The organism is Frankia nepalensis (assembly GCF_016786325.1).
Classification (GTDB): domain Bacteria; phylum Actinomycetota; class Actinomycetes; order Frankiales; family Frankiaceae; genus Pseudofrankia; species Pseudofrankia nepalensis.
In genome coordinates this window covers 18,279-38,365 of record NZ_JADWYU010000084.1, presented here as the reverse complement: position 1 = coordinate 38,365, position 20,087 = coordinate 18,279, and the positions used below count along the sequence as shown (strand labels likewise).

The 20,087-nt window shown below is 74.3% G+C and carries 15 protein-coding genes; 5 read left to right on the top strand and 10 right to left on the bottom strand.

All coding sequences use genetic code 11. The annotated features are described in order from the left end of the window. Positions 1-386: 386 nt before the first annotated feature. The 5 genes from I6A81_RS04380 to I6A81_RS04360 all read right to left on the bottom strand — a co-directional run bounded on the left by I6A81_RS04380 (position 387) and on the right by I6A81_RS04360 (position 7,630). On the bottom strand, positions 387-1,937 hold the full coding sequence (locus tag I6A81_RS04380) for an allantoicase (RefSeq protein WP_203002480.1): 1,551 nt from the start codon (positions 1,935-1,937) through the stop codon (positions 387-389). A gap of 217 nt (positions 1,938-2,154) precedes the next feature. Beyond that, complete coding sequence (gene allB / locus I6A81_RS04375) at positions 2,155-3,549, bottom strand: allantoinase AllB (RefSeq protein ID WP_203002479.1); 1,395 nt, start codon at positions 3,547-3,549, stop codon at positions 2,155-2,157. Next, on the bottom strand, positions 3,539-5,995 hold the full coding sequence (gene pucD, locus I6A81_RS04370; RefSeq protein ID WP_238428879.1) for a xanthine dehydrogenase subunit D: 2,457 nt from the start codon (positions 5,993-5,995) through the stop codon (positions 3,539-3,541). The genes allB and pucD overlap by 11 nt, the downstream gene beginning before the upstream one ends. Beyond that, on the bottom strand, positions 5,992-6,684 hold the full coding sequence (locus tag I6A81_RS04365) for a (2Fe-2S)-binding protein (protein WP_407661247.1): 693 nt from the start codon (positions 6,682-6,684) through the stop codon (positions 5,992-5,994). Before I6A81_RS04365 ends, pucD begins: the two co-directional genes overlap by 4 nt. A 22-nt stretch (positions 6,685-6,706) precedes the next feature. After that, the gene (locus I6A81_RS04360) at positions 6,707-7,630 is read right to left on the bottom strand and encodes an FAD binding domain-containing protein (protein WP_203002478.1); all 924 of its coding nucleotides are present in this window, start codon (positions 7,628-7,630) and stop codon (positions 6,707-6,709) included. A gap of 633 nt (positions 7,631-8,263) precedes the next feature. On the opposite strand from I6A81_RS04360, the gene I6A81_RS04355 reads away from it, so the two are divergent. Together I6A81_RS04355 and I6A81_RS04350 are read left to right on the top strand one after the other, a co-directional pair. After that, positions 8,264-9,373, top strand: a complete 1,110-nt coding sequence (locus I6A81_RS04355) for an aromatic ring-hydroxylating oxygenase subunit alpha (protein ID WP_203002477.1) — start codon at positions 8,264-8,266, stop codon at positions 9,371-9,373. A gap of 108 nt (positions 9,374-9,481) precedes the next feature. Continuing rightward, on the top strand, positions 9,482-10,822 hold the full coding sequence (locus I6A81_RS04350; RefSeq protein WP_307874468.1) for an ATP-binding protein: 1,341 nt from the start codon (positions 9,482-9,484) through the stop codon (positions 10,820-10,822). Positions 10,823-10,982: 160 nt separating this feature from the next. Here I6A81_RS04350 and I6A81_RS04345 read toward each other — a convergent pair whose 3' ends face one another. The 5 genes from I6A81_RS04345 to I6A81_RS04325 form a co-directional block, all read right to left on the bottom strand. Further along, complete coding sequence (locus tag I6A81_RS04345; RefSeq protein ID WP_203002476.1) at positions 10,983-12,629, bottom strand: adenine deaminase C-terminal domain-containing protein; 1,647 nt, start codon at positions 12,627-12,629, stop codon at positions 10,983-10,985. 201 nt (positions 12,630-12,830) lie between these two features. Then, positions 12,831-13,733, bottom strand: coding sequence for an ABC transporter permease (locus I6A81_RS04340; RefSeq protein WP_203002475.1), 903 nt, complete (start codon positions 13,731-13,733; stop codon positions 12,831-12,833). Then, positions 13,730-14,563 (bottom strand): ABC transporter permease, encoded by an 834-nt coding sequence (locus I6A81_RS04335; protein WP_203002474.1) that lies wholly within the window; start codon positions 14,561-14,563, stop codon positions 13,730-13,732. Before I6A81_RS04335 ends, I6A81_RS04340 begins: the two co-directional genes overlap by 4 nt. A gap of 67 nt (positions 14,564-14,630) precedes the next feature. Continuing rightward, complete coding sequence (locus tag I6A81_RS04330) at positions 14,631-15,521, bottom strand: ABC transporter ATP-binding protein (RefSeq protein ID WP_203002473.1); 891 nt, start codon at positions 15,519-15,521, stop codon at positions 14,631-14,633. A 153-nt stretch (positions 15,522-15,674) separates the two neighbouring features. Further along, positions 15,675-16,733, bottom strand: a complete 1,059-nt coding sequence (locus I6A81_RS04325) for an ABC transporter substrate-binding protein (protein WP_307874467.1) — start codon at positions 16,731-16,733, stop codon at positions 15,675-15,677. A gap of 378 nt (positions 16,734-17,111) precedes the next feature. Here I6A81_RS04325 and I6A81_RS04320 point away from each other — a divergent pair, with 378 nt between their 5' ends. From I6A81_RS04320 to I6A81_RS04310, 3 genes are all read left to right on the top strand, one after another. Then, positions 17,112-17,414: an urease subunit gamma gene (locus I6A81_RS04320; protein ID WP_203002471.1), complete on the top strand. Its 303-nt coding sequence runs from the start codon at positions 17,112-17,114 to the stop codon at positions 17,412-17,414. Between the two features lie 351 nt (positions 17,415-17,765). Next, entirely contained in the window at positions 17,766-18,107 is a 342-nt protein-coding gene (locus I6A81_RS04315; RefSeq protein WP_238428876.1) for an urease subunit beta, read from the top strand. A 147-nt stretch (positions 18,108-18,254) separates the two neighbouring features. Beyond that, the gene (locus tag I6A81_RS04310) at positions 18,255-19,982 is read left to right on the top strand and encodes an urease subunit alpha (protein WP_203002470.1); all 1,728 of its coding nucleotides are present in this window, start codon (positions 18,255-18,257) and stop codon (positions 19,980-19,982) included. Positions 19,983-20,087 lie beyond the last annotated feature (105 nt).

Here is a 20,087-nt window from a genome sequence, read left to right as displayed (position 1 = left end):
GCGGCGGCCCCGTGCCGGACCGCCGCGTAACCGGCCCCGTGCCGCGCCAGAGGCGGCGGCCAGGATCCTCCGCGTCTCGAGCCGTCACCTCCCGTAATTTTGACGGATCGAGTCGTGAAGGGTGGGCACCCGGAGGAACGACCCCCCGACGACCGTCCGGGCAGCACCGATGACGATGCTAGGCCCCCCGATGAGCTCACCAACAGTGGAAAATCCCATGTAACGCCCTCTTTGAGGGGTGTCACTCCGCCCTCGACACGGGACAGCGCTGCCCGCTCGGAATGGTGGTCCCTGGCGGGAACAGGTGACGAGCCGGCACGGCCGCGTCCTGGGCGCCGCGTCGGCTTTGGGCGCCAGCCCCCAGACCTCTGGGGGCTGGCGCTCCGTCAGGAACCCGTGACCAGGCGGTGCAGCCGCATCGCGGTGATCTCCGCCTGCTGGCCGGCGGCGACCCGCAACTCGCGGCCCGGATCGTTCTCGAGGCGCTCGCGCAGCAGAGCCAGCATCTCCTCGGCGGTCCGCCCCGCGGCCCGGATCAGGAAGATGTAGCCGAAGCGCTCCTCGTAGGCCGCGTTGCCTTCGGCCATGGCCGCGCGGATCTCGGCGGCGGCCGACTCCATCGCGGCCTGCTCGCGGCGCGGCGCGTCCAGGCCGACGACGGTGGCGCGCGCCGACGTGGGGGGCGCCGACGACACGGCCGGGCGCTCGCCGATCCGCGGGTGCGCGGTGAACGCCTCCAGCCAGGCCGGCTCCGGCAGCCGCCACCACTCCTGCTCGGCGACGGCGAGCAGCTCCTCGAGGGTGCCGAACGGCCGGCGGGCGACGACGGCGTCCGCCCAGTCCTCCGAGCCGCAGCAGGCGAGCAGCTCCTCCTTGGCCGCGCCCGGCGAGAGCGCGTCCAGCCAGCTCATCGCCAGCGCCTCGCGGCCCTGGTCGGTCGGCGAGCCGAGCAGGCGCAGCCGCGCGAGCCCGCCGTCCGGGATCGCGTCGACCCGCACGTGCGTCGCCTCGACCGGGACCTCCAGGTCGAACAGGTGCCGGGTGTTCGGCTGGGTCCGCGTCGGCGGCAGCATGGGGCGCCATTCGGTGATCGCCGAGATGTCGGCGGACGAGGCCAGCTCGGGCGCGTTCGCCGCCCAGAGCGCGACGGCCCGCGGCGCGTTGCCGCGGAAGTGGCGGGTGTCGACCTCGGCGCGCACGATCCGCCCGGTGGTGGCCAGGCGCACGACCGCCCAGTCGTAGCCGGGGGTGCGCCGGCGGCGGGTCTCCCAGCCCTCCCCCATCACCCGGGCCTCACCGGAGGCGTTCAGGTTGTGCCGGTCGCCGTAGTGCATGTCGCTGGCGGCGACGACCACCCCGCCGAGGTAGGTGGCGGCCAGGTCGGAGGTGACCCGGTCCAGCAGCCGCGGGTCGGGCACGACCTCGCCGTGGGCGCGCAGCCGAGCCACGCCGCCGTCCGGGTAGATCGTGAGGCGCAGGTGGGTGATCCGCAGCCGGCCGGCCGCCTCGACGGGCAGCACGTTGACCGAGTCGGCGTTCACCGGGGTGCGCGGCACCAGCGTCACCCACTGCACCGACTCGTCGAGCAGCTCCTCCGGCGACGGGTAGCCGCCGACGGTGGCGCCCTGGATCTCGACCGCCTCGGGCGAGTTGCCGGTGAAGTGGCTCGTGTCGACGGTCACCGCGTGCACGATGCCGGGCACGCCCAGGCGGATCACCGCCCAGTCGGCGCCCGGCAGCACCCGGCGGCGCCGGGTCTCCCAGCCGTCGGTCCACTGGCCGCGCTCGGTGAACACCCCCGGGCGCACGACCGGCGGCTCGGGCAGCAGCATCCGCTCAGCGAACGCGAAGAACTCGTCGTTGACGGCCACCACCGTGCCACCGAGCCGAGCGCCGGCAAGGTCGACGAGGTTGGTCAGGTCGGGGGCGTCAGCCATCCGAGGCACTTCCTCCCAGTAGATCGGGAACCTGGCGGTCAGTGGGCGGACCGTCAGGTCCGGACACTGCCGGGTTCATCCCCCTCGGTCGAGCGATGCTTGGTGCCAAGGAGTCCGGGCCCGCTCCACGCAGTCCTCGCGGCCGCCGGATGGCCACCCCGAGGAACCCCCCGCCCGGACTGCTGGCGCGGATCGGCGGGGCCTTCACGGAACAGGACTACCCGCTTCGGCTCAGGAGCTGACCGCGTGGCGGGCGGTCACCGTCGATCCGTCGGCCGCGCAGGTACGTCGCGTGGACCACGCCGTCCAGCGTCCGTCCAGCGTAGGGGGTCAGCGGGTGGCGGTGGGCCAGGGCTGCGGCGTCCACCACAGATGAACTTTCCGGGTCGAACACCACGAGATCCGCGTCGGCGCCCACCGCGATCCGGCCCTTGTGGGCGAGCCCGGCATGGTCGGCTGGCCCGGTCGCCACCCAGCGGGCAAGGTCGGCGAGGCCGGCCGAACGCGCGCGCGCTCCGGTCCACACCGCGCGCGGGCCGAGCTGGACGGAGGCGATGCCACCCCAGGCGGTGCCGAAGTCGCCGGTGTCGACCGACTTGACGTCGGGGCTCGCGGGCGAGTGATCGGAGACGACCCCGACGAACAGCCCCTCGACGAGGCCGTCCCACAGGCGTTCCAGGTTGGCGCGCTCCCGGATCGGCGGCGCGCACTTGAACTCGGTCGCGCCGTCCGGGACCTCCTCGGCGGTGAAGCTGAGGTAGTGCGGGCAGGTCTCGACGGTCAGTGGCAGCCCCGCGTCACGGGCGGCGAGCACGTCGTCGAGCGCCTCGGCCGCCGCCAGGTGCAGCACGTGCAGCCGGGCACCGGTGGCGCCGGCGAGCGCCGCGAGCGCGGCGACCGCCTCGGTCTCGGCCGCCGGCGGCCGGGACCGCAGCCAGCTCGCGAACGCGCGCCCGGCGGCGGCCGGCGCGGCGTCCAGGACGGACGGTGACTCGGCGTGGACGACGGTGAGCGCGCCCAGGCGCGCGGTGTGTCGCGCGGCCGCGGCGAGCGCCTCCATCGACACGTGCGGGAACTCCTCGACGCCGGACGGCGCGAGGAACGCCTTGAACCCGAACACGCCGGCGTCGTGCAGCTCGGCGAGGTCACGGACGCTCGTCGCGTCGGCGCCGATGATGCCGCCCCAGAAGCCGACGTCCACCGAGATCTGCCCGGCGGCCACGGCCCGCTTGGCCTCGAGCGCCGCGACCGACGTGGTCGGCGGGATCGAGTTCAGCGGCATGTCGATGATCGTCGTCACGCCGCCGGCGGCCGCGGCCCTGGTGGCGGTGGCGAAACCCTCCCAGTGGGTGCGGCCCGGCTCGTTGACGTGCACGTGCGCGTCGACGGCGCCGGGCAGCAGCGCGAGGTCGCCCAGGTCGGTGACGGCCGCGTCCGGGCCGACCTCGTCCGGAGCGGTGATCGCGGCGATCCGCCCACCCGCCACGTGCACGGCGGCGGCGATCACCCCGCCCGGGGTGACCACCCGGCGGGAACGGACGACCTCGACCCGCTCCGGCGGCTCCCACGCCTTCGGCCGCTTCGGTGCCGCCGCGGACCGCTCAGCCGGCATGGCCGTCCTCCCCTCCGATCGTCTCGGCCTCTCCGATCGTCTCGGCCCCGCCAGGGCTCGCGGCGCCCGCGGAGGCGGTCGGGCCGGGCATCACCAGATCCGCCGGGCGGACCGGGACGCGGCGCAGGTCGCGGCCGACCGCGGCGCGGATCGCCGCCACGATCGCCGGCGTCGCGGTGCCGGTCGGCGCCTCGCCGACCCCCTTGACCCCGTACGGCGCGTCCAGCTGCGGGTAGGTGACGGCGACGAAGTCCAGATCGGGCACGTCGGCGATGGTCGGCAGCAGGTAGTCGTGGAAGGTCGGGTTGACGACGACACCGTCGACGGTCACCAGCTCCTCCATCACCGCGAGGCCCAGGCCCTGCGCGGTGCCGCCCTCGACCTGGCCGGTCAGCGACAGCGGGTTGAGCACGGTCCCGCAGTCCTGCGCGAGCGCCAGCGACACCACCCGGACCAGCCCCAGGTCGAGGTCGACGTCGACGACCGCGCGGTGCGCCGCGGCGGCGTAGGCGACGTGCGCGTCCCCCTGGCCACGCTCGTCGAGCCGCTCGGTGCGCCGGTGGTGGTGGGTGTACTCCGCCTCCACCGGCCCGTCGGCCAGCGCCTCGGCGAGCGGGATCCGCGCGCCGACCTCGGGCCCGATGATCTCCCCGTCCCGCAGGCTGAGCACCCGGCGGGGCGCCTCGACGACCGACGGCGGCAGGCCCAGCGCGCGCGCCACCCGGGCGAGCAGCCGGTCGGCGACCGCGGCGCACGCGCCGCGCACCGCGCCGCCGCTCATCCAGGTCTGGCGGGAGGCGCTGGTGGAGCCGGCACTGCCGACGGCGGTGTCCGCCGGGGCGAGCACGATCTGTTCGACGGCGAGCTCGGTGCGCGCGATCTGCCCGGCGATCGTGACGAACCCCTGCCCGACCTCGGCGCACGCGGTGTGCAGCCAGGCCCGCGGGACGCCGTCGGGCCCGAGCTCCAGGCGCGCCCGCGCGGCCGAGGAGTCGTCGGCGCCCTCGGAGAACAGCAGGTTCTTGATGCCGAGCGCGTAGCCGACCCCCCGGCGCACCCGGGCGGGGTCGGCGCCGGCCGGCCGGCCGCCGGGCAGCGCGAGGCCGCTGGCGACGCCGGGGCTCGCCGGGTCGAGCGGCGGCGGCAGCGGGCGGGCGGCGACCAGCTCGACCAGCTCGCGGGCCGGCATCGGGCCGGGGATCGGCACGCCCATCGGCAGGACGTCGCCGGCTTTCAGCGCGTTGCGGGCCCGCAGCTCGACCGGGTCCATCCCGAGCGCGTCGGCGAGCCGGTCCATCTGCGCCTCGTGCCCGAAGGTCACCTGCGGCACCCCGAAGCCGCGCATCGCGCCACAGGGCGGGTTGTTCGTCCGCACGGAGGCGCCGTAGAGGTGGGCGGCCCGCACCCGGTAGGGCCCGGCGGCGTGGGTGACCGCGTTGCCGATCACGGCCACCGAGCTCGACGCGTACGCCCCACCGTCCAGGATGACCCTGGCCTGCACCGCCACCAGCTCGCCGTCCCTGGTCGCCGAGTGCCGGAACCACATCCGCGCCGGGTGGCGGTGCGGGTGGCCGAGGAAGCTCTCGACCCGGTCGTAGGCGATCCGCACCGGCGCGCCGGTGGCCAGCGCCAGCAGCGCGCCGTGGATCTGCAGGGTGACGTCCTCGCGCCCGCCGAACGCGCCGCCGACGCCGCCCAGGGTGAGCCGCGTCAGCTCCTCCGGCAGCCCGAGACACGCGGCGATCTGCTCCCGGTCGGAGTGCAGCCACTGGGTGGCGGTCACCATGTCGATGCCGCCGTCGGCCGCGGGGGTGATCAGCGCGGCCTCCGGCGCGAGGAACGCCTGGTCCTGCATGCCGAAGACGTAGGTGTCCTCGACGACGACGTCGCCGACCAGGTCCGGGTCGTCGCCGTGGCGGATGTCGATCTGCCGGTAGATGTTGGGGTGGCCGGAGCCGGCGTGGTCACCGCCCGGGCCGTAGCCGGGGCTGTCCGGGTGCAGCGGCGCGGCTCCTGGCGCCATCGCCGCCTCGGGGTCGGTGACCGGGGGCAGCGGCTCGTAGTCGACCTGGATCGCCGCGAGCGCCCGCCGGGCGGCGCGGGCGTCGACGGCGGCGACGGCGGCCACCGGCTCGCCGGCATAGCGGGCCTCGGTGGCCGCGAAGACCGGCTGGTCGAGCCCGATCAGCCCGTACGTCGCGACCCCCGGGACGTCGGCGGCGGTGACGACGGCGGCCACCCCGGGGACCCGGAGCGCGGCCGAGGTGTCGATCCCGACGATCCGGGCGCGCGGATGGGGGCTGCGCAGCGTGCGGGCGTGCAGCATCCCGGGCAGCGCCAGGTCGCCCGCGTACGGGAAGGTGCCGGTCACCTTGGCCGGGCCGTCGGGGCGCAGGCTGGACGCGCCGATCCCGGCGCGCCCCGGCTCGGGCAGCGCGGCCGTCATGACGCCTCCTCCCCGGGAGCCGCCTCGCCGGGCCGCCCGGCCTGCCCCGCCAGGTCCTCCTGGACGGCCCGGACGGCCGCGACGATCCGGCCATAGCCGGTGCAGCGGCAGATGTTGCCCGCGAGCGCCTCGCGGACCTCGTGCTCGTCCGCGTCCGGCCGCCGGCCCAGCAGGTCGGTGACGGCGACGACGAAGCCGGGCGAGCAGAAGCCGCACTGCACGGCCCCGTGGCGCAGGAAGGCCGCCTGGACGGCGGGCGCGAGGCCGTCGTCCGGCAGGCCCGCGAGCGTCGTCACCCGGGAGTCGGCGGCGTCGGCGGCGAGCACGGTGCAGGCGGTGACCAGCTTCCCGTCGAGCAGCACCGAGCAGGACCCGCAGCGGCCCTGCTCGCAGCCGTCCTTCACGCTGGTGACCCCGAGGCGCTCGCGCAGCACGGTCAGCAGCGACTCGCCCAGCCAGGCTCCGTCGACCGTGCGCAGGGTGCCGTCCACGAGAAGGCGGTACACGCCGGCCAGCGGGCCCGCGTCGGCGCCCGGGTACCCGTCGTCACCCGCACCGGGACCAGCGCCGCCGGCGAGCACCCGCCGGACGACCGGACCCGAGGCCCTCCCCGTCCCAGCCGTCCCGACCGTCCCGGCCGTCCCAACCGTTCCGGCCGTCCCGTCCTGGCCCGTTCCCGCGACCGTCACCAGCTCCCCTCCCTCACGAGCCTCACGAGCCCGCCACGGTCCCGCCGCCGCGGCCCTCGGCCGCGGGTCCCTCGGCCCCGGCCGGCGCCGCCAGGCACCGGGCGAGCGCCCGGGCGGCCAGCACCCCGACGGCGTGCCAGCGGTAGTCGGCCGGGTCGCGCGGCCCTTCCGGCAGCTGCGCCGCGGCGGAGCGGGCCGCCTCGGTGACCAGCTCACCGAACCTGCGCGCGAGGGCCTGCGCCCGGGCACCGGTGGGGACGGCCGACCAGTCGATCTCGGCCAGGGCGAACTGTTCGGCGGCCCGCGCGCGCGGCGGGGTGGCGGCGACGCCGCCGAACGCGCAGCCGACCCGGCCGTCGGCCCGGTCGACGACCAGCGCGCACGACACCAGCGCCGGGTACGCCGCCTGCCGGCCGCCGATCTTCAGGAAGACCTGGGGGCCGTGAGTCGGCGGGATGCGCACCGCGGTCACCAGCTCGCCCCGGCGACGGCCCGCCAGCAGGAAGTCGGGCAGCGGCACGGTACGCGGACCGCGGCGGGCCGAGCAGGTCAGCACCTGGGCGTCCGCGGCGGTGAGGAAGGTGAGCAGGTCACCGCGCGGGTTCGCCGAGCCGAGCGCGCCGCCGACCGTGCCGGCGTTGCGGATCTGCGCCGAGCCGACCGCCCGGGCGGTCGCCGCGAGGCCGGGGGCGGGCGCCCAGCCCGCGAGCTCGGCGTAGGTCACCCCGGCGCCGACGACGATTCCGTCCGCCCCGACGCCGCGGGTACGCAGCTCGAGGACGCGGCGCAACGCGACGATCGCCCGCGGCCGGCGGGTACCCGCGCGCAACGCCGGGACGAGGTCCGTGCCGCCCGCGAGCAGGTCCGCGTCGCCCAGCTCGGCGAGCACCCGCGTCGCCTCGCCGACCGTGCCCGGCCGATGCAGCGCGGCAGTGGTGCCTGTCACCTGGCCTGCCTCCCGCCTGTCACTCACCGTCAATACCGCCGATGGCCTCGGGCCACGCCGCCGGAGGCGTCGGGACGCGCCGCCGGGAGCGGTCGGCCACGCCCACGGCGCGGCGCGCCGCCGGGCCCGACGGACCTGGCCGTCGCGGCCGTGCCAGGCACGGCCGGTGAAACGGCGCGGGTCGCGCGACCAGCCGCGCGACCGCCCGTCGACCATAGGACCCGCAGGTTACGAGCGTGTTGTCCGCCGCGTACCTCACTGGGGACGGCGCCGGGACGCGCCGCCCGGCCAGCCCTGGGACCCGCGCGGCCCGGCCGCGGCGGCTACTCACAGCGGGTTACGTCACGGATTCCCGAAACCGGACGGTCCCGGCGTGGAACGGTGGATGATGTGCGGGGCGACTGACGAACCGGGTCTACGGACCGTAGCCGCGATGGCGCGGCCACGGGGCCCGGACGGCGGGCGGCACGAGCCCGTCCGAAGCCCGGGAACATCCAGGCCCAGGGCACCCAGGCCCAGGACACCCAGGCCCGCGAGCACCATGGCCCGCGAGCACCAGGCCCGGGAACATCGCGCGAGCCGGACGGCCGAACCGGATGGCACCTGAACCGGATGAGTAGGAGGCGGGCAGGCGTGTCGCGCCGTATGACGAACACGGATCCAGCGCTGCGGCACGGCTGGCATCCGGTGGCGCTGTCCACCGAGCTCGGCGACGGGCCGCTCGGGGTGCGCCTCCTCGGCGAGCCCTGGGTGCTCGCCCGCCCGGACGGCGTGCTCACCGCCTTCGAGGATCGCTGCCCGCACCGGCTCGCGCCGCTGTCGGCCGGCAAGGTCGAGGGCGCGACGCTCGTCTGCCCGTACCACGGCTGGCGGTTCGCCAGCGACGGCAACTGCGTGGCGGTGCCGGCGCTGGGGCCGGGGGTCCCGGCACCACGCCGCGCCCGGGCCAGGCGGGCCTGGGGGGTCACCGAACGCCACGGGCTGATCTGGCTCGCGCCGGACGAGCCGTTCTCCGAAATCATGGATCTGCCGGAGGAGACGGACGACACCTTCGACTCGGTGTGGCTGGACCCGGCGCGCACCACCGCCGCCGCGGGACTGCTCGCCGACAACTTCCTCGACACCGCGCACTTCCCGTTCGTGCACTCCGCGACCATCGGCGCCGGCGAGGACATGGTCGTACCGCCCTACCGGGTCGAGGCCGACGGTGACGGGTTCCGCGTCACGATGGAGCAGGAGGTCGCGAACCCGGAGGACCCCGGGGTCGCCGCCGGGCTGCGCCCACTCGTCCAGCGACGGGTGTCGACGTACGTGTTCCGGCCGCCGTTCATGCTGCGGCTGCGGATGGAGTACCCGGACGCCTGCATCACCAACACGATCCACTTCTGTCTGCAGCCCGAGGACGACGGCGCGACGCGCGTCTACACCCGGCTGCTGCGCGACGACCTCGGCGCCGACCCCGCGCGCCTCGCCGCGGCGGCCCGCTTCGAGCAGGCCGTCCTCGACGAGGACCTCGCCCTGCAGGAGCGGTTCACCATCGACGGCCTGCCGCTGATCAGCGGCGACGGGGAGCTGGCCGAGGAGGTCAGCATCCGGGCGGACGCCGCCGGGGTGGCGCTGCGCCGGGTGCTCGCCGCGTTCGTCACCCGCGCCGGCCGCTATCCCCGCCACCCCGGCTTCACCCCGGTTGAAGTCGTTTCCGGTGGTTCGTCCGTGGCCGGTCGTCGCCCGGTGGCGGGATAGCCGCAATCTGACAACCGGGAGTGGCCGCGCGCGAACCCTCTCGTCCCTACGATGTTGGTTGTGCGAAGCGCTGGGGACACGTCTGGTTTGGCCGCCGGGAGCGTGCCGGTGACCGGCACGGTGGACGTCACCGGCCGGGTGGTGCCCGGCGCGACCTGGGATGATCTCGACCCGGTCGAGTTCGACCGGCTGCGCCGGCTCGTCGGCGCGGCCAGGGAGAAGGCCGACCAGCGGCTCGCCAGCCTGGGCGACCTCGCGCTCGCGACCGAGCTGGGCGTCGTGCGCGTCGTGCCCGCCGCGGGCGCCGCCGACGCGGACGGTGTCGGCGCGTCCGGCCCGGAACGCGTGGAGGTCCTGCTCGCCGGGCTGCTGTTGTTCGGGCGGCCGCAGGCGCTGCGCCGGCACGTGCCCACCCATGAGGCCGCGATCCAGGTCTTCGACCGGGTGGACAGGCTGGCGACCGGGACCAACATGTTCCTGCGGTGGCCGCTGCTGCGGCTCGTCGAGGAGTTCCTGGCCCGTTTCCGGGCGCTGAACCCGATGCGGGAGGTCCGCTTCGACCTGGTCCGCATGCGGGTGCCGGTGTACTCGGAGAGCGCGTTTCGCGAGGCGCTGGCCAACGCCCTCATCCACCGTGACTACACCGCCCCCGGCGCGGTGCACGTGCAGTGGACGACGGACCAGATCGTCGTCTCCAATCCGTCCGGGCTGCCGGCCGGGATCACCGTCGAGTCGCTGCTGACGGCCCCGCCGAGCCCGCGCAACCCGCTGCTCGCCGACGCGTTCCGCCGGGCCGGTCTCGTCGAGCGCACCGGCCGGGGCGTCAGCCACATCTGGCGCGAGCAGCTGCGCCACGGGCATGCTCCGCCGGACCACGGCCGCAGCGGCGACCACGCCGTCGTCGTGGTGCTCCCCGGCGGGCGCCCGGACCTGGGCTTCGCCCGCTTCGTGCTCAGCCACGAGCTGATCGGCCGGCCGCTGTCGCTGCCCGAGCTGCAGATCATCACCCGGATGCGCCGCCAGCCGCGGCTGCGGACCGAGGACGTCGCCCAGATGCTCGCCGTCTCCAAGACGGAGGCGCGCCGGGCGCTGTTCCGGATGGTCCGCGCCGGCCTGGTCGAGATCCAGGACGCGTCCACCCCGCGGCGCTCCTGGATGCTCAGCGACTACACGGAGCAGGCCCTGCGCGAGTCGGCGGCCGCCGTCGCCGCCGAGGCGAAGCTTCGTGCCAGCCGGGAACGGGACTCCGTCGCCGGTGACAGCGCCGTCGCCAGTGACAGGGCCGGCGACCGTGACAGGGCCGGCCGCGGTGACGTGGCCGGCGCTGGTGACGGGGCCGGCGCTGGCGACCGGGCCGCGGCCGCCGGGCGTCCCCAGCCGTCGAGGCGCGACGTCGATCCGGAGAGCCCCGGCGACGACGCGGCGGGGCCCGCGGCCGAGGCCGGCTAGCGGCCACCGGCCGGGCCCGGGTTTCCAGGAGGCGCCGCCTGACTGCCGGCGCCGCCTGACTGCCGGCGCCGTCCGACTACCGGCGCCGTCCGCCGCCGAGACCCGTTCGGCGCGGAAAGTCGTTCAGGGCCGGATGCCCTTCACCGCTCGGCGCACAGGGTCACGGCTCGGTGTACAGGGAACCGCCCAGCTCGGCCATGGTCTGCAGCGGGTTGGTGAGGCGGCAGCCGATCGCCGCGGCCGCGGCGTCGGCCGCGGCCAGCTGGCCGTCGACCGCCTCCCAGGGCGCGTCACTGACCAGGCCGGCCACCGGCAGCGGGCACGCCGCCTGCACCCAGCCCCGGTCGACGACCACGAACCCGCCGCCCATGCCTTCCAGCGCCCGGGCCGCGGTGAGCAGGTCGGCGTCGTTGGTGCCGACCAGCACCAGGTCCCCGGACGGCGCGGTCGCGGTCACGCCGATCGCGCCGCTGGTGAGCCCGAGGCCGCGCACCAGGCCGACCCGCACCGGCTCGGGGCCGGGAGAACGGTCGATGACGGCCACCTTGAGCAGGTCGCGCGCGGGATCGGCCACGACCACGCCGTCGCGCACCGTCGGCTCGACGCGCACGAGCCGCGGCGTGGCCTCGCCGGGGCCGCCCGGGTCGGGGTCGCTGATCCGGGCGGGGCTCCGGGGCGCCGCCCCCGGCTGCGCCGGCACGCCGGGCACCGCGGCGGGAAGCCCCGGGGCCATGAGCAGCGCGGACGGCAGCCCGCTCAGGCCGACCGAGCGCGACGGGACCACCGGGGTGGTGAACCGCGCCGCGACCTCGACGGCGGCCGGCAGCGGCGCCGGATGTCCCGGCCAGCGGTCGAGCGCGAACGAGCCGACGTGCAGGCTCGCCGGGAGCCGGACGGTGTCGAGCGCCCAACGGGGTGCCCGGTCGGGGTCGTCGAACAGCGGCCGGCCCTGCCCGGCGGCGATCCGGCCGCCCGCCACCACCAGGTCCGGCGGCTCGATCCCGCCGATCTCGGTGACGATGAGCAGATCGGCCAGGTGGGCGGGTGTGATCGCGCCGAGCACGTGGTCGAGCCCATGCCGGCGGGCCGGCGCGAGCGTCGCGCGCCGGATCGCCTCGGCCGGCGGCATTCCGGCCACCACCGCGCGCCGCACGGCGCAGGCCAGCTGGCCGTAGCCGACGAGGTCGGCGAGCGTTCGCTGCCCGCCGGGCCGCTCGCTGGGCAGCAGGTCGGCCGGGGCCGGCCCGGCCGCCCCCGGGCGGCGGGGCAGCACCCGCAGGGGGGTGGCCGTCGTGGTCGCGAGCGCGGCGCCGCGCGGCCCGCAGCGGGTGACCAGCGCGGTCGTGTCGGCCAGCACGGTCAGGGTGCCGCGCGGTACCAGCAGCCGCGCCGCCTCGCCGGGCAGCAGCAGCGTGCGTTCCGGGCGCAGGTGGGCGTCGACGTACGCGGGCAGCAGATAACGGCCGGACGCGTCGAGCGAGCGCCGGCCGGCGAGCGCTCCGGGCCTGGTCACCGCGGCGATGAACCGGCCGACGATCGCGACGTCGCGGCGCACCAGGTCCCCGGTCTGCACGACGACCACCGTCCCGCTGTGGACCAGCAGGTCGGCTTCCTCCTCGCCGATCGCGACCCGGCGCAGCCTCGCCAGCTCGGCCGCGCTGGGCCCGAGGCCGTAGCCGCCGCCGGCGGGTGCCCCGGCCTCCTGACGAGCCGCGACGGCCCGTCCCGCCCCCACCGCGACGTCCGGCGGACTCGCTCCAGGCAGGGCACCCAGCGCTCTCCCGAGATACGGGGTCGTCGCACTCACGTGGGCCCTCCGGTCTCCGTTACCGGCATGCCCCTAACGGCCGCCGCCGCCCTCATTGTCGCAGGCACGTACTGCACAGTCACCGATTGCTGTGAAGCATTGGTCGCTACCGCGTCGGCCTGGTCGTGGAGATGTCTCGCGGAAAGTGAAAGCACAGGTCAAACCGTGCTCGACCTGTGCTTTCGAGTCCGCGGGATCTGGTCACTTGCCCCGCGCGGGCGCCGGGCCGTAGCGGGCGAGGACAATCGTCTCGATCACACCGACCACCGCGTAGATCACGACGCTGACCGCGGTGATGACGACGACGGATGTCCAGACGCCGCTGTAGTTGAACGTCTGCTGGGCGTGCTGCATGTAGTAGCCGAGGCCCTTGCCGGTGGCGAGCCATTCGGCGAGCAGCGCGCCGATGATGGCGCCGGGCACGGCGATGCGAGCCGAGACGAACAACGCGGGCAGGGCGCTGGGCAGCGCCACCTTGCGGAGCACGGTCAGGGGGCTGCCGCCATAGGCGAGGACCAGGTCGGACGCGGCCTGGGGCGTCGAACGCAGGCCGAAGACCAGGTTAACCAGAGATGGAAAGAACACGACGATGCCGGCGATAACCGTGACACCGAGCAGGTCCCGGCCGAAGACCAGCGTGATAATCGGCGTCATCGCGACCAGCGGCACCGAACGCAGGATCATCGCGATCGGCATGAACGACTGCTCAACCGGTCGATAGAGCACGAACAGGACCGCCACGACCATCGCGGCCGCCGTGCCGGCGACGTAGCCGGCCGCCGCGTCGCCCAGGGTGTGCATCAGCTGCTCGAAGATCTCCCGCCGGTTCTCCGGCGCTTTCGGCGCGGTGAACAGATAGCGGTAGACCGCCTCCGGCCGCTTGGCGACCAGCTTGTTCAGGTCGAAGACCTCGAGGAACGCGTACCACAGGCCAAGGATGACGGCGACCGACGCGATCACGGACCCGAAGGTCCGCCCGAGCCGGACCAGCGCCGTCGCGAGCAGCCCGGAGCCCCGGCCGCCGCGCCGCCGCGCGGCGTCTGCCGGCGGCGAGACGCTCGCCGCCGCCTTCTTCGGAGCCGCCGGCGGAGCCACCGCGGTCACGAGCCACCTCCGACGTTGGTACGCGGCGCCCACGGGGTGAGCAGCCGGCCGATCAGCGCGATCAGGCCGTAGCCGATGCCGGCCGCCGCCGAGGAGATGAAGGCGAGCGCCCAGGTGCCGGCGACGTTCAGGTTCTGCTGCGCGGCGACCATCGCGACCCCGAGCCCCCGGTCCGCGCCCAGGTACTCGCCGATGATCGCGCCGAGCACGGCGGCCGGCGCGGCGATCTGCAGCGCGGCGAAGGTGCTGGGCAGCGCGGCGCGCAGCCGGACATAGCGCAGTTGGCGGATCCGGCCGCCGCCACTGGCCCGGATCACGTCCAGGGCCGCCTGGTCCGCGCCGCGCAGGCCGACCAGCGTGCCGATCAAGGTGGTGAAGAAGACCGAGATCCCCGCGAGCGCCACCTGGGGCGTGGAGCCGTCGAACACCGTGGTCAGGATCGGCCCGATCGCGATGATCGGCAGACAGTAGGACGCGACCCCGATCTGCAGGACGATCCTGTCGACCACCGGGATGCCGAAGGTCAGGATCGCGAGCCCGATCGCCAGGCCGTTGCCTATCAGGAAGCCCTTGATCGCGATCCACAGGGTGGACTTGATCGACGGGATGTACCGGTCGAAGTCGGTCACCAGCTTGACGAGCACGTCGTCGGGCGTCGGCACCGCGCCGCCGTCCCTCAGCCAGGTGAGCGCGAGGATCCACCACAGCGCGATCACCGCGACGGTGCCAACCAGGCCGCCGAGCCAGGGCGGGGCGCCGCCGAGCCGGCCGCGACGGGCGCCCGCGGCGCCACCGGCGGTGCTGGTCGCGACGTCCTGCAGCGTCGTCATCGGGCCCCCCGCCCCAGGTCCGTTCCGGCCGTCATGCGGATCATCGTCATCTCAGCGGCCTCGGCCGTCACGCGGCCTGCTCGTCCGGGTCGGCCGCGCCGCCGAACAGCAGGCCGGACAACTCGTCGTGCAGCTCGTGGAACCGCGGGGTCCGCAGCATCTCGGGGGTGCGCGGCCTGGGAAGGTCGATATCGACGATCGCGGCGATCCGTCCCGGCCGCGGGCTCATCACCGCGACCTTGTCGGAGAGGATGACCGCCTCCGGGATCGAGTGGGTGACCAGCAGGGTCGTCGTCTTGCGTTCGGCCCAGATCCGCAGCAGCTCGAAGTTCAGGCGCTGGCGGGTCATGTCATCCAGCGCCCCGAACGGCTCGTCGAGCAGCAACACCTTCGGCTCGACGACCAGCGCCCGGGCGATCGCGACCCGCTGGCGCATGCCGCCGGACAGCTGGGCCGGGCGCGCCTTCTCGAAGCCGGTGAGGCCGACCAGCGTGATCAGGTCGGCGATCACCTTCTTGTCGGCCTTGGTGCCCGCAACCTCGAGTGGGAGCCGGATGTTCGCCTCCACCGACCGCCACGGCAGGAGCGCGGCGTCCTGGAAGGCGATGCCGAGGTGGTGGTTGCGCCGCGCCGTCGACGGCGGCTCGCCGTGTACCAGCACCTCGCCCGCCGACGGCGCCTCCAGGTCGGCCAGGATCCGCAACACCGTCGACTTCCCGCAGCCGGACGGCCCGATGAGCGTGAGGAAGGAGCCCTCCTCGGTGGACAGGTTGACGTCGTCCAGGGCGATGACGGACTTGCGGCCGAGGCGGAACTCCTTGCGCAGACCGGCCACGCTCACGCCGGACCCGGGGGCCGGCGCGGCGACGGGCCGCTGCCCGTCGGACGCCAGGCCCTCGGGCGCGCCCTCGGCGGCGTCGATGGCGGGCTCGGGGACGGGCGTGGCGGAGGCACTCATGTCGGTTCCGACTTCTCCTCGCGAAGCTCGGCTTCGAACTGTCCCTGGAACTGTCCGAAGGCCCGGACGGGCCCCGGCGCGGCGGAACGGTGCCCTTGGCCCGCGCCGGGGATCGTGCTGGTGTCGTCGATCAGCTCAGGTTGCTCAGGTTGCTCAGGCGGTCAGGTCGGCCAGGGCGGTGATGAGCTCCGGGTGCTCCTCATAGACCTCGGTGAGGACCGAGAGGTCGAACAGGTCCTCGGCCTTGAGCTCGAGCCCGGCGAGCTTGAGGGTGGCGATGTTCTCCTCGATCAGCGCGGGGGTGATGGTGAACAGGCCGTTCTTCTTCGTGTCCTCGGTGAGGATCAGCTTGTTCTGGTCCTTGCTCTCCAGCGTCTGCTCCTCGACCTCGAGCGTGCCGAGGTCCTTGCCGTAGATCTCGACGGCGTACTTCGCGCCGAGGACCGGGTCCTTGAGGCTCTCCGTCCAGCCCTTGATCTCGGCGACGAGGAAGGCCTTGAGCTTCTCCCGCTCGTTCGCCAGGGTCTCGTCGGTGACGACCAGCACCTCGGACACCAGCGGGTAGTTGAAGTCGGCCAGCAGGAAGGTCACGACGTCGAAACCGGCGATCCGCAGCGCGTTCGGCTCGTTGGTGATGAAGGAGAACCAGCCGTCGGCCTGGCCGGTGGTCAGCGGCAGCGGGTCGAACTCGACCGGCACCTTCTCGATCGACGCCGGGTCGAGGTTGTTCGCCTTGAGGAAGGCGGACCACACCGACTCGTTGGTCGCCTGGACGCCGATCTTCTTGCCGACCATGTCCTGCGCGGTCTTGATCGGGTTGTCCGCCATCGAGAGGATCGCGAACGGGTTCTTCTGGTACTGAGCGCCGACGATCTTGAGCGGGAAGTCCTCGTTGAGGATCGCGGAACCGGTGATGTCCGGCGACGAGATGCCGACGAACGCCTTGCCGGTCGCCACGTCGGTGTCCTGCGGCGTCGCGCTCGGGCCGCCGGCGATCAGCGAGACCTTGTCGAAGCCGGCTTCCTTGTAGAAGCCCTTCTGGTCCGCGATGTAGGCGCCCGCGAACTCGACGTTCTTGATCCAGGAAAGCCGGTAGGTCAGCTCGCCGAACGAGCTCGCGCCGTCGCCGGACGACGACCCCTCGTCGTCGTCACCACACGCGACGAGCAGGCCGCTGCCGCCGATCGCGAGCGCGGCCGCCCCCGCCGTCACGCCGGCGCCCCTCTTCAGGAACCCCCGCCGGTTGAAACCAGTTGTCACCGAACCCCCATCGCATTACCCCGGGTGCAGTCCCCACCGGCCGGCCCATCCGGCCCGCCCGGGCGGTGCCCCGGACGTTAGAAAGCGGTCGTATCGCACCCATCGCCCCTTTGTGAACAGCAGGTAACTCCAGCCGACTGTGACCAACGCGGCTGCGCCTCGGAGCACGGATGACCTGGCGACGGCGGATACCGACGGCAAGCAGGCGACCCGATCGACGACGGAGCGTGACGGCTCTCCGGGTGGATGCCGGTTTGCGGCCCGCATAGCGAGGACTCACCCAGCGGCGGTGTTACGCCGATGTCATCTGCTGGCCCTAGGTTTGGCGCCGTGCTGCTGAGCCCGCATGAACAGGAACGGCTGCTGATCCATGTCGCGGCGAACCTCGCGAGGGAGCGGCGGGCCCGCGGCCTGCGGCTCAACTACCCGGAAGCGGTCGCGCTCCTGACCTCCTTCCTCCTCGAGGGGGCGCGCGACGGCCGCACCGTGGCCGAGCTGATGGCGGCCGGCCGCACCGTGCTGACCAGGGAGGACGTCCTGGAGGGCATCCCGGAGATGCTGGCCGAGGTACAGGTCGAGGCGACCTTCCCCGACGGCACCAAGCTCGTCACGGTCCACCACCCGATCCCGTGAGGGTGCGCTCTGTGTTTCTTGGTTCGCTCCGTCCGGGCGGCGAGCTCCGGCCCCGTCCTCGCTTCGCTCCGACGGGACCTCCGCGCGCCGTCCTCCTCCGCGAACGTGCCCTCCGGCGACCTCCGCTGCGGCCCGGCCCCTTCGCTTCGCTCGGGGACGGGCCTCCGCGGAGGCGCGCCTCCGGGCCAGCTCGATTGCGTACCGCTGGAACGGTACGAATCAAGGCTGACCCATCCGGGAGAGGCCACCTCGCTTCGCTCGTGGATGGGGCTGTGCGGAGGTGCGCCTGTGCGCCGTGTGGGTGCGACAGCATGCACGTATCTGGATCTCGGATGACACAGGAGCGAGTGGATGCCGATCATTCCGGGTGAGGTTCTGCACGACGACGACCCGATCGAGATCAATCCGGGGCGCCCGACGCTCACGCTGCTGGTGCGCAACACGGGCGACCGGCCGGTCCAGGTGGGGTCGCACTACCACTTCGCCGCCGCGAATCCGGCGCTCGAGTTCGACCGCGCCGCGGCCTGGGGCCACCGGCTCGCGGTGCCCGCGGGTACGGCGATCCGCTTCGAGCCGGGGATCGAGCGCGAGGTTCCTTTGGTGCCGCTGGCCGGCGCCCGCGACGTTCCCGGCCTGCGCCTGGAGTGGGCCGGCAGGCTCGACGAGCGCGACGCCACCCCGACGGCGTCCTGACGCCGCGGGACGCCCGCCGCTGGCCGGCGGCGAGGCCCACGGCCAGCCGCCGGCTCCCGCGCCCCCGCCTCACGGACCCTGCCACCCGAGCCCCGTCTCCCGAGTCCTCCCGGCTGAGAGGACGGACTCCCAGCTGAGAGGACAGACATGGCCACGCTGGACCGTTCGCGCTATGCCGCGCTGTACGGACCGACGGTCGGCGACCGGGTCCGGCTCGCGGACACCGACCTGGTCATCGAGGTCACCGAGGACCTCAGCCGCGGGCCCGGCGGCGCCGGCACCGGCGACGAGGCGGTGTTCGGCGGCGGCAAGGTCATCCGCGAGTCCATGGGCCAGGCGCGGGCGACCCGGGCGCAGGGCGCGCCGGACCTGGTCATCACCGGCGTGATCGTGCTCGACCACTGGGGCGTGGTGAAGGCCGATGTCGGCGTCCGCGACGGCCGAATCGTCGCGCTCGGCAAGGCTGGCAACCCGGACACAATGGACGGGGTGCACCCGGACCTGGTCATCGGTCCCGGTACCGAGATCATCGCCGGCAACGGCAAGATCATGACTGCCGGCGCGATCGACTCCCACGTGCACCTGATCTGCCCACAGCAGGTCCCCGAAGCGCTCGGCGCGGGGATCACCACGCTGATCGGCGGCGGCACCGGCCCGGCCGAGGGCACCAAGGCGACGACGGTGACGCCCGGCGGCTGGAACCTGGCCCGGATGCTGTCCGCGATGGACGACTGGCCGGTCAACGTCGTCCTGCTCGGCAAGGGCAACACCATGAGCGAGGAGTCGCTCTGGGAGCAGTTGCGCGCCGGTGCCGCCGGATTCAAGCTGCACGAGGACTGGGGCACCACCCCGGCCGTGATCGATGCCTCTCTGCGCGTGGCGGACGCGGCCGGTGTGCAGGTCGCGCTGCACTCGGACACCCTCAACGAGGCCGGATACGTCGAGAGCACGCTGGCGGCGATCGCCGGCCGGGCGATCCACGCGTACCACACCGAGGGCGCGGGCGGCGGGCACGCGCCGGACATCATCACCGTCGCCGCGGCCGGCAACGTGCTGCCCTCCTCGACGAACCCGACCCGTCCGCACACCGTCAACACGCTCGACGAGCACCTCGACATGCTGATGGTCTGTCACCACCTGAACCCGACGGTCCCCGAGGACCTGGCATTCGCCGAGAGCCGCATCCGGCCATCGACGATCGCGGCCGAGGATTTCCTGCACGACATGGGCGCGATCTCGATGATCGGCTCGGACTCGCAGGCAATGGGCCGGATCGGCGAGGTGGTGATCCGGACGTGGCAGACCGCCCATGTGATGAAGAAGCGACGCGGGACGCTGCCCGGCGACAGCCGGGCCGACAACGTACGCGCCCAGCGCTACGTCGCGAAGTACACGATCTGTCCGGCGGTGGCGCACGGCCTGGACGGCGAGGTCGGCTCGGTGGAGGTCGGCAAACTCGCCGACCTGGTCCTCTACGAGCCCGCGTTCTTCGGGGTACGCCCGTCGCTCGTCATCAAGGGCGGCTTCATCGCCTGGGCGGCGATGGGCGACGCCAACGCGTCCATCCCGACCCCGCAGCCGGTGCTGCCCCGCCCGATGTTCGGCGCGGCCCGCGGCCCCGCGGCCGCCTCGTCGCTGGCCTTCGTCGCGCCGGCCGCGCTCGAGGACGGCCTCGCCGACAGGCTCCAGCTCGCGACGCCGATGGCGGCCGTGGCCGACGTCCGCTCCCGCGGCAAGGCCGACCTGCCCGGTAACACCGCCACCCCGGACATCCGCGTCGACCCCGACACCTTCACCGTCACCATCGACGGCGACGCCATCGACCCCGACCCAGTCCGCGAGCTCCCCATGGCCCAGCGCTACTTCCTCTTCTAGCTCGGGGCGGGCGCACCGCGGAACACCGAGATCCACAGCGCACCGCGGAACACCGAGATCCACAGCGCACCGCGGAACACCGAGATCCACAGCGCACCGCGGAAC

Coding starts and splice junctions, on each gene's coding strand:
- I6A81_RS04315 (WP_238428876.1), top strand. CDS start 17,766: ATGCCGATCATTCCGGGTGAGGTTCTGCACGACGACGACCCGATCGAG.
- I6A81_RS04310 (WP_203002470.1), top strand. CDS start 18,255: ATGGCCACGCTGGACCGTTCGCGCTATGCCGCGCTGTACGGACCGACG.
- I6A81_RS04330 (WP_203002473.1), bottom strand. CDS start 15,521: ATGAGTGCCTCCGCCACGCCCGTCCCCGAGCCCGCCATCGACGCCGCC.
- pucD (WP_238428879.1), bottom strand. CDS start 5,995: ATGACGGCCGCGCTGCCCGAGCCGGGGCGCGCCGGGATCGGCGCGTCC.
- I6A81_RS04380 (WP_203002480.1), bottom strand. CDS start 1,937: ATGGCTGACGCCCCCGACCTGACCAACCTCGTCGACCTTGCCGGCGCT.
- I6A81_RS04335 (WP_203002474.1), bottom strand. CDS start 14,563: ATGACGACGCTGCAGGACGTCGCGACCAGCACCGCCGGTGGCGCCGCG.
- allB (WP_203002479.1), bottom strand. CDS start 3,549: ATGCCGGCTGAGCGGTCCGCGGCGGCACCGAAGCGGCCGAAGGCGTGG.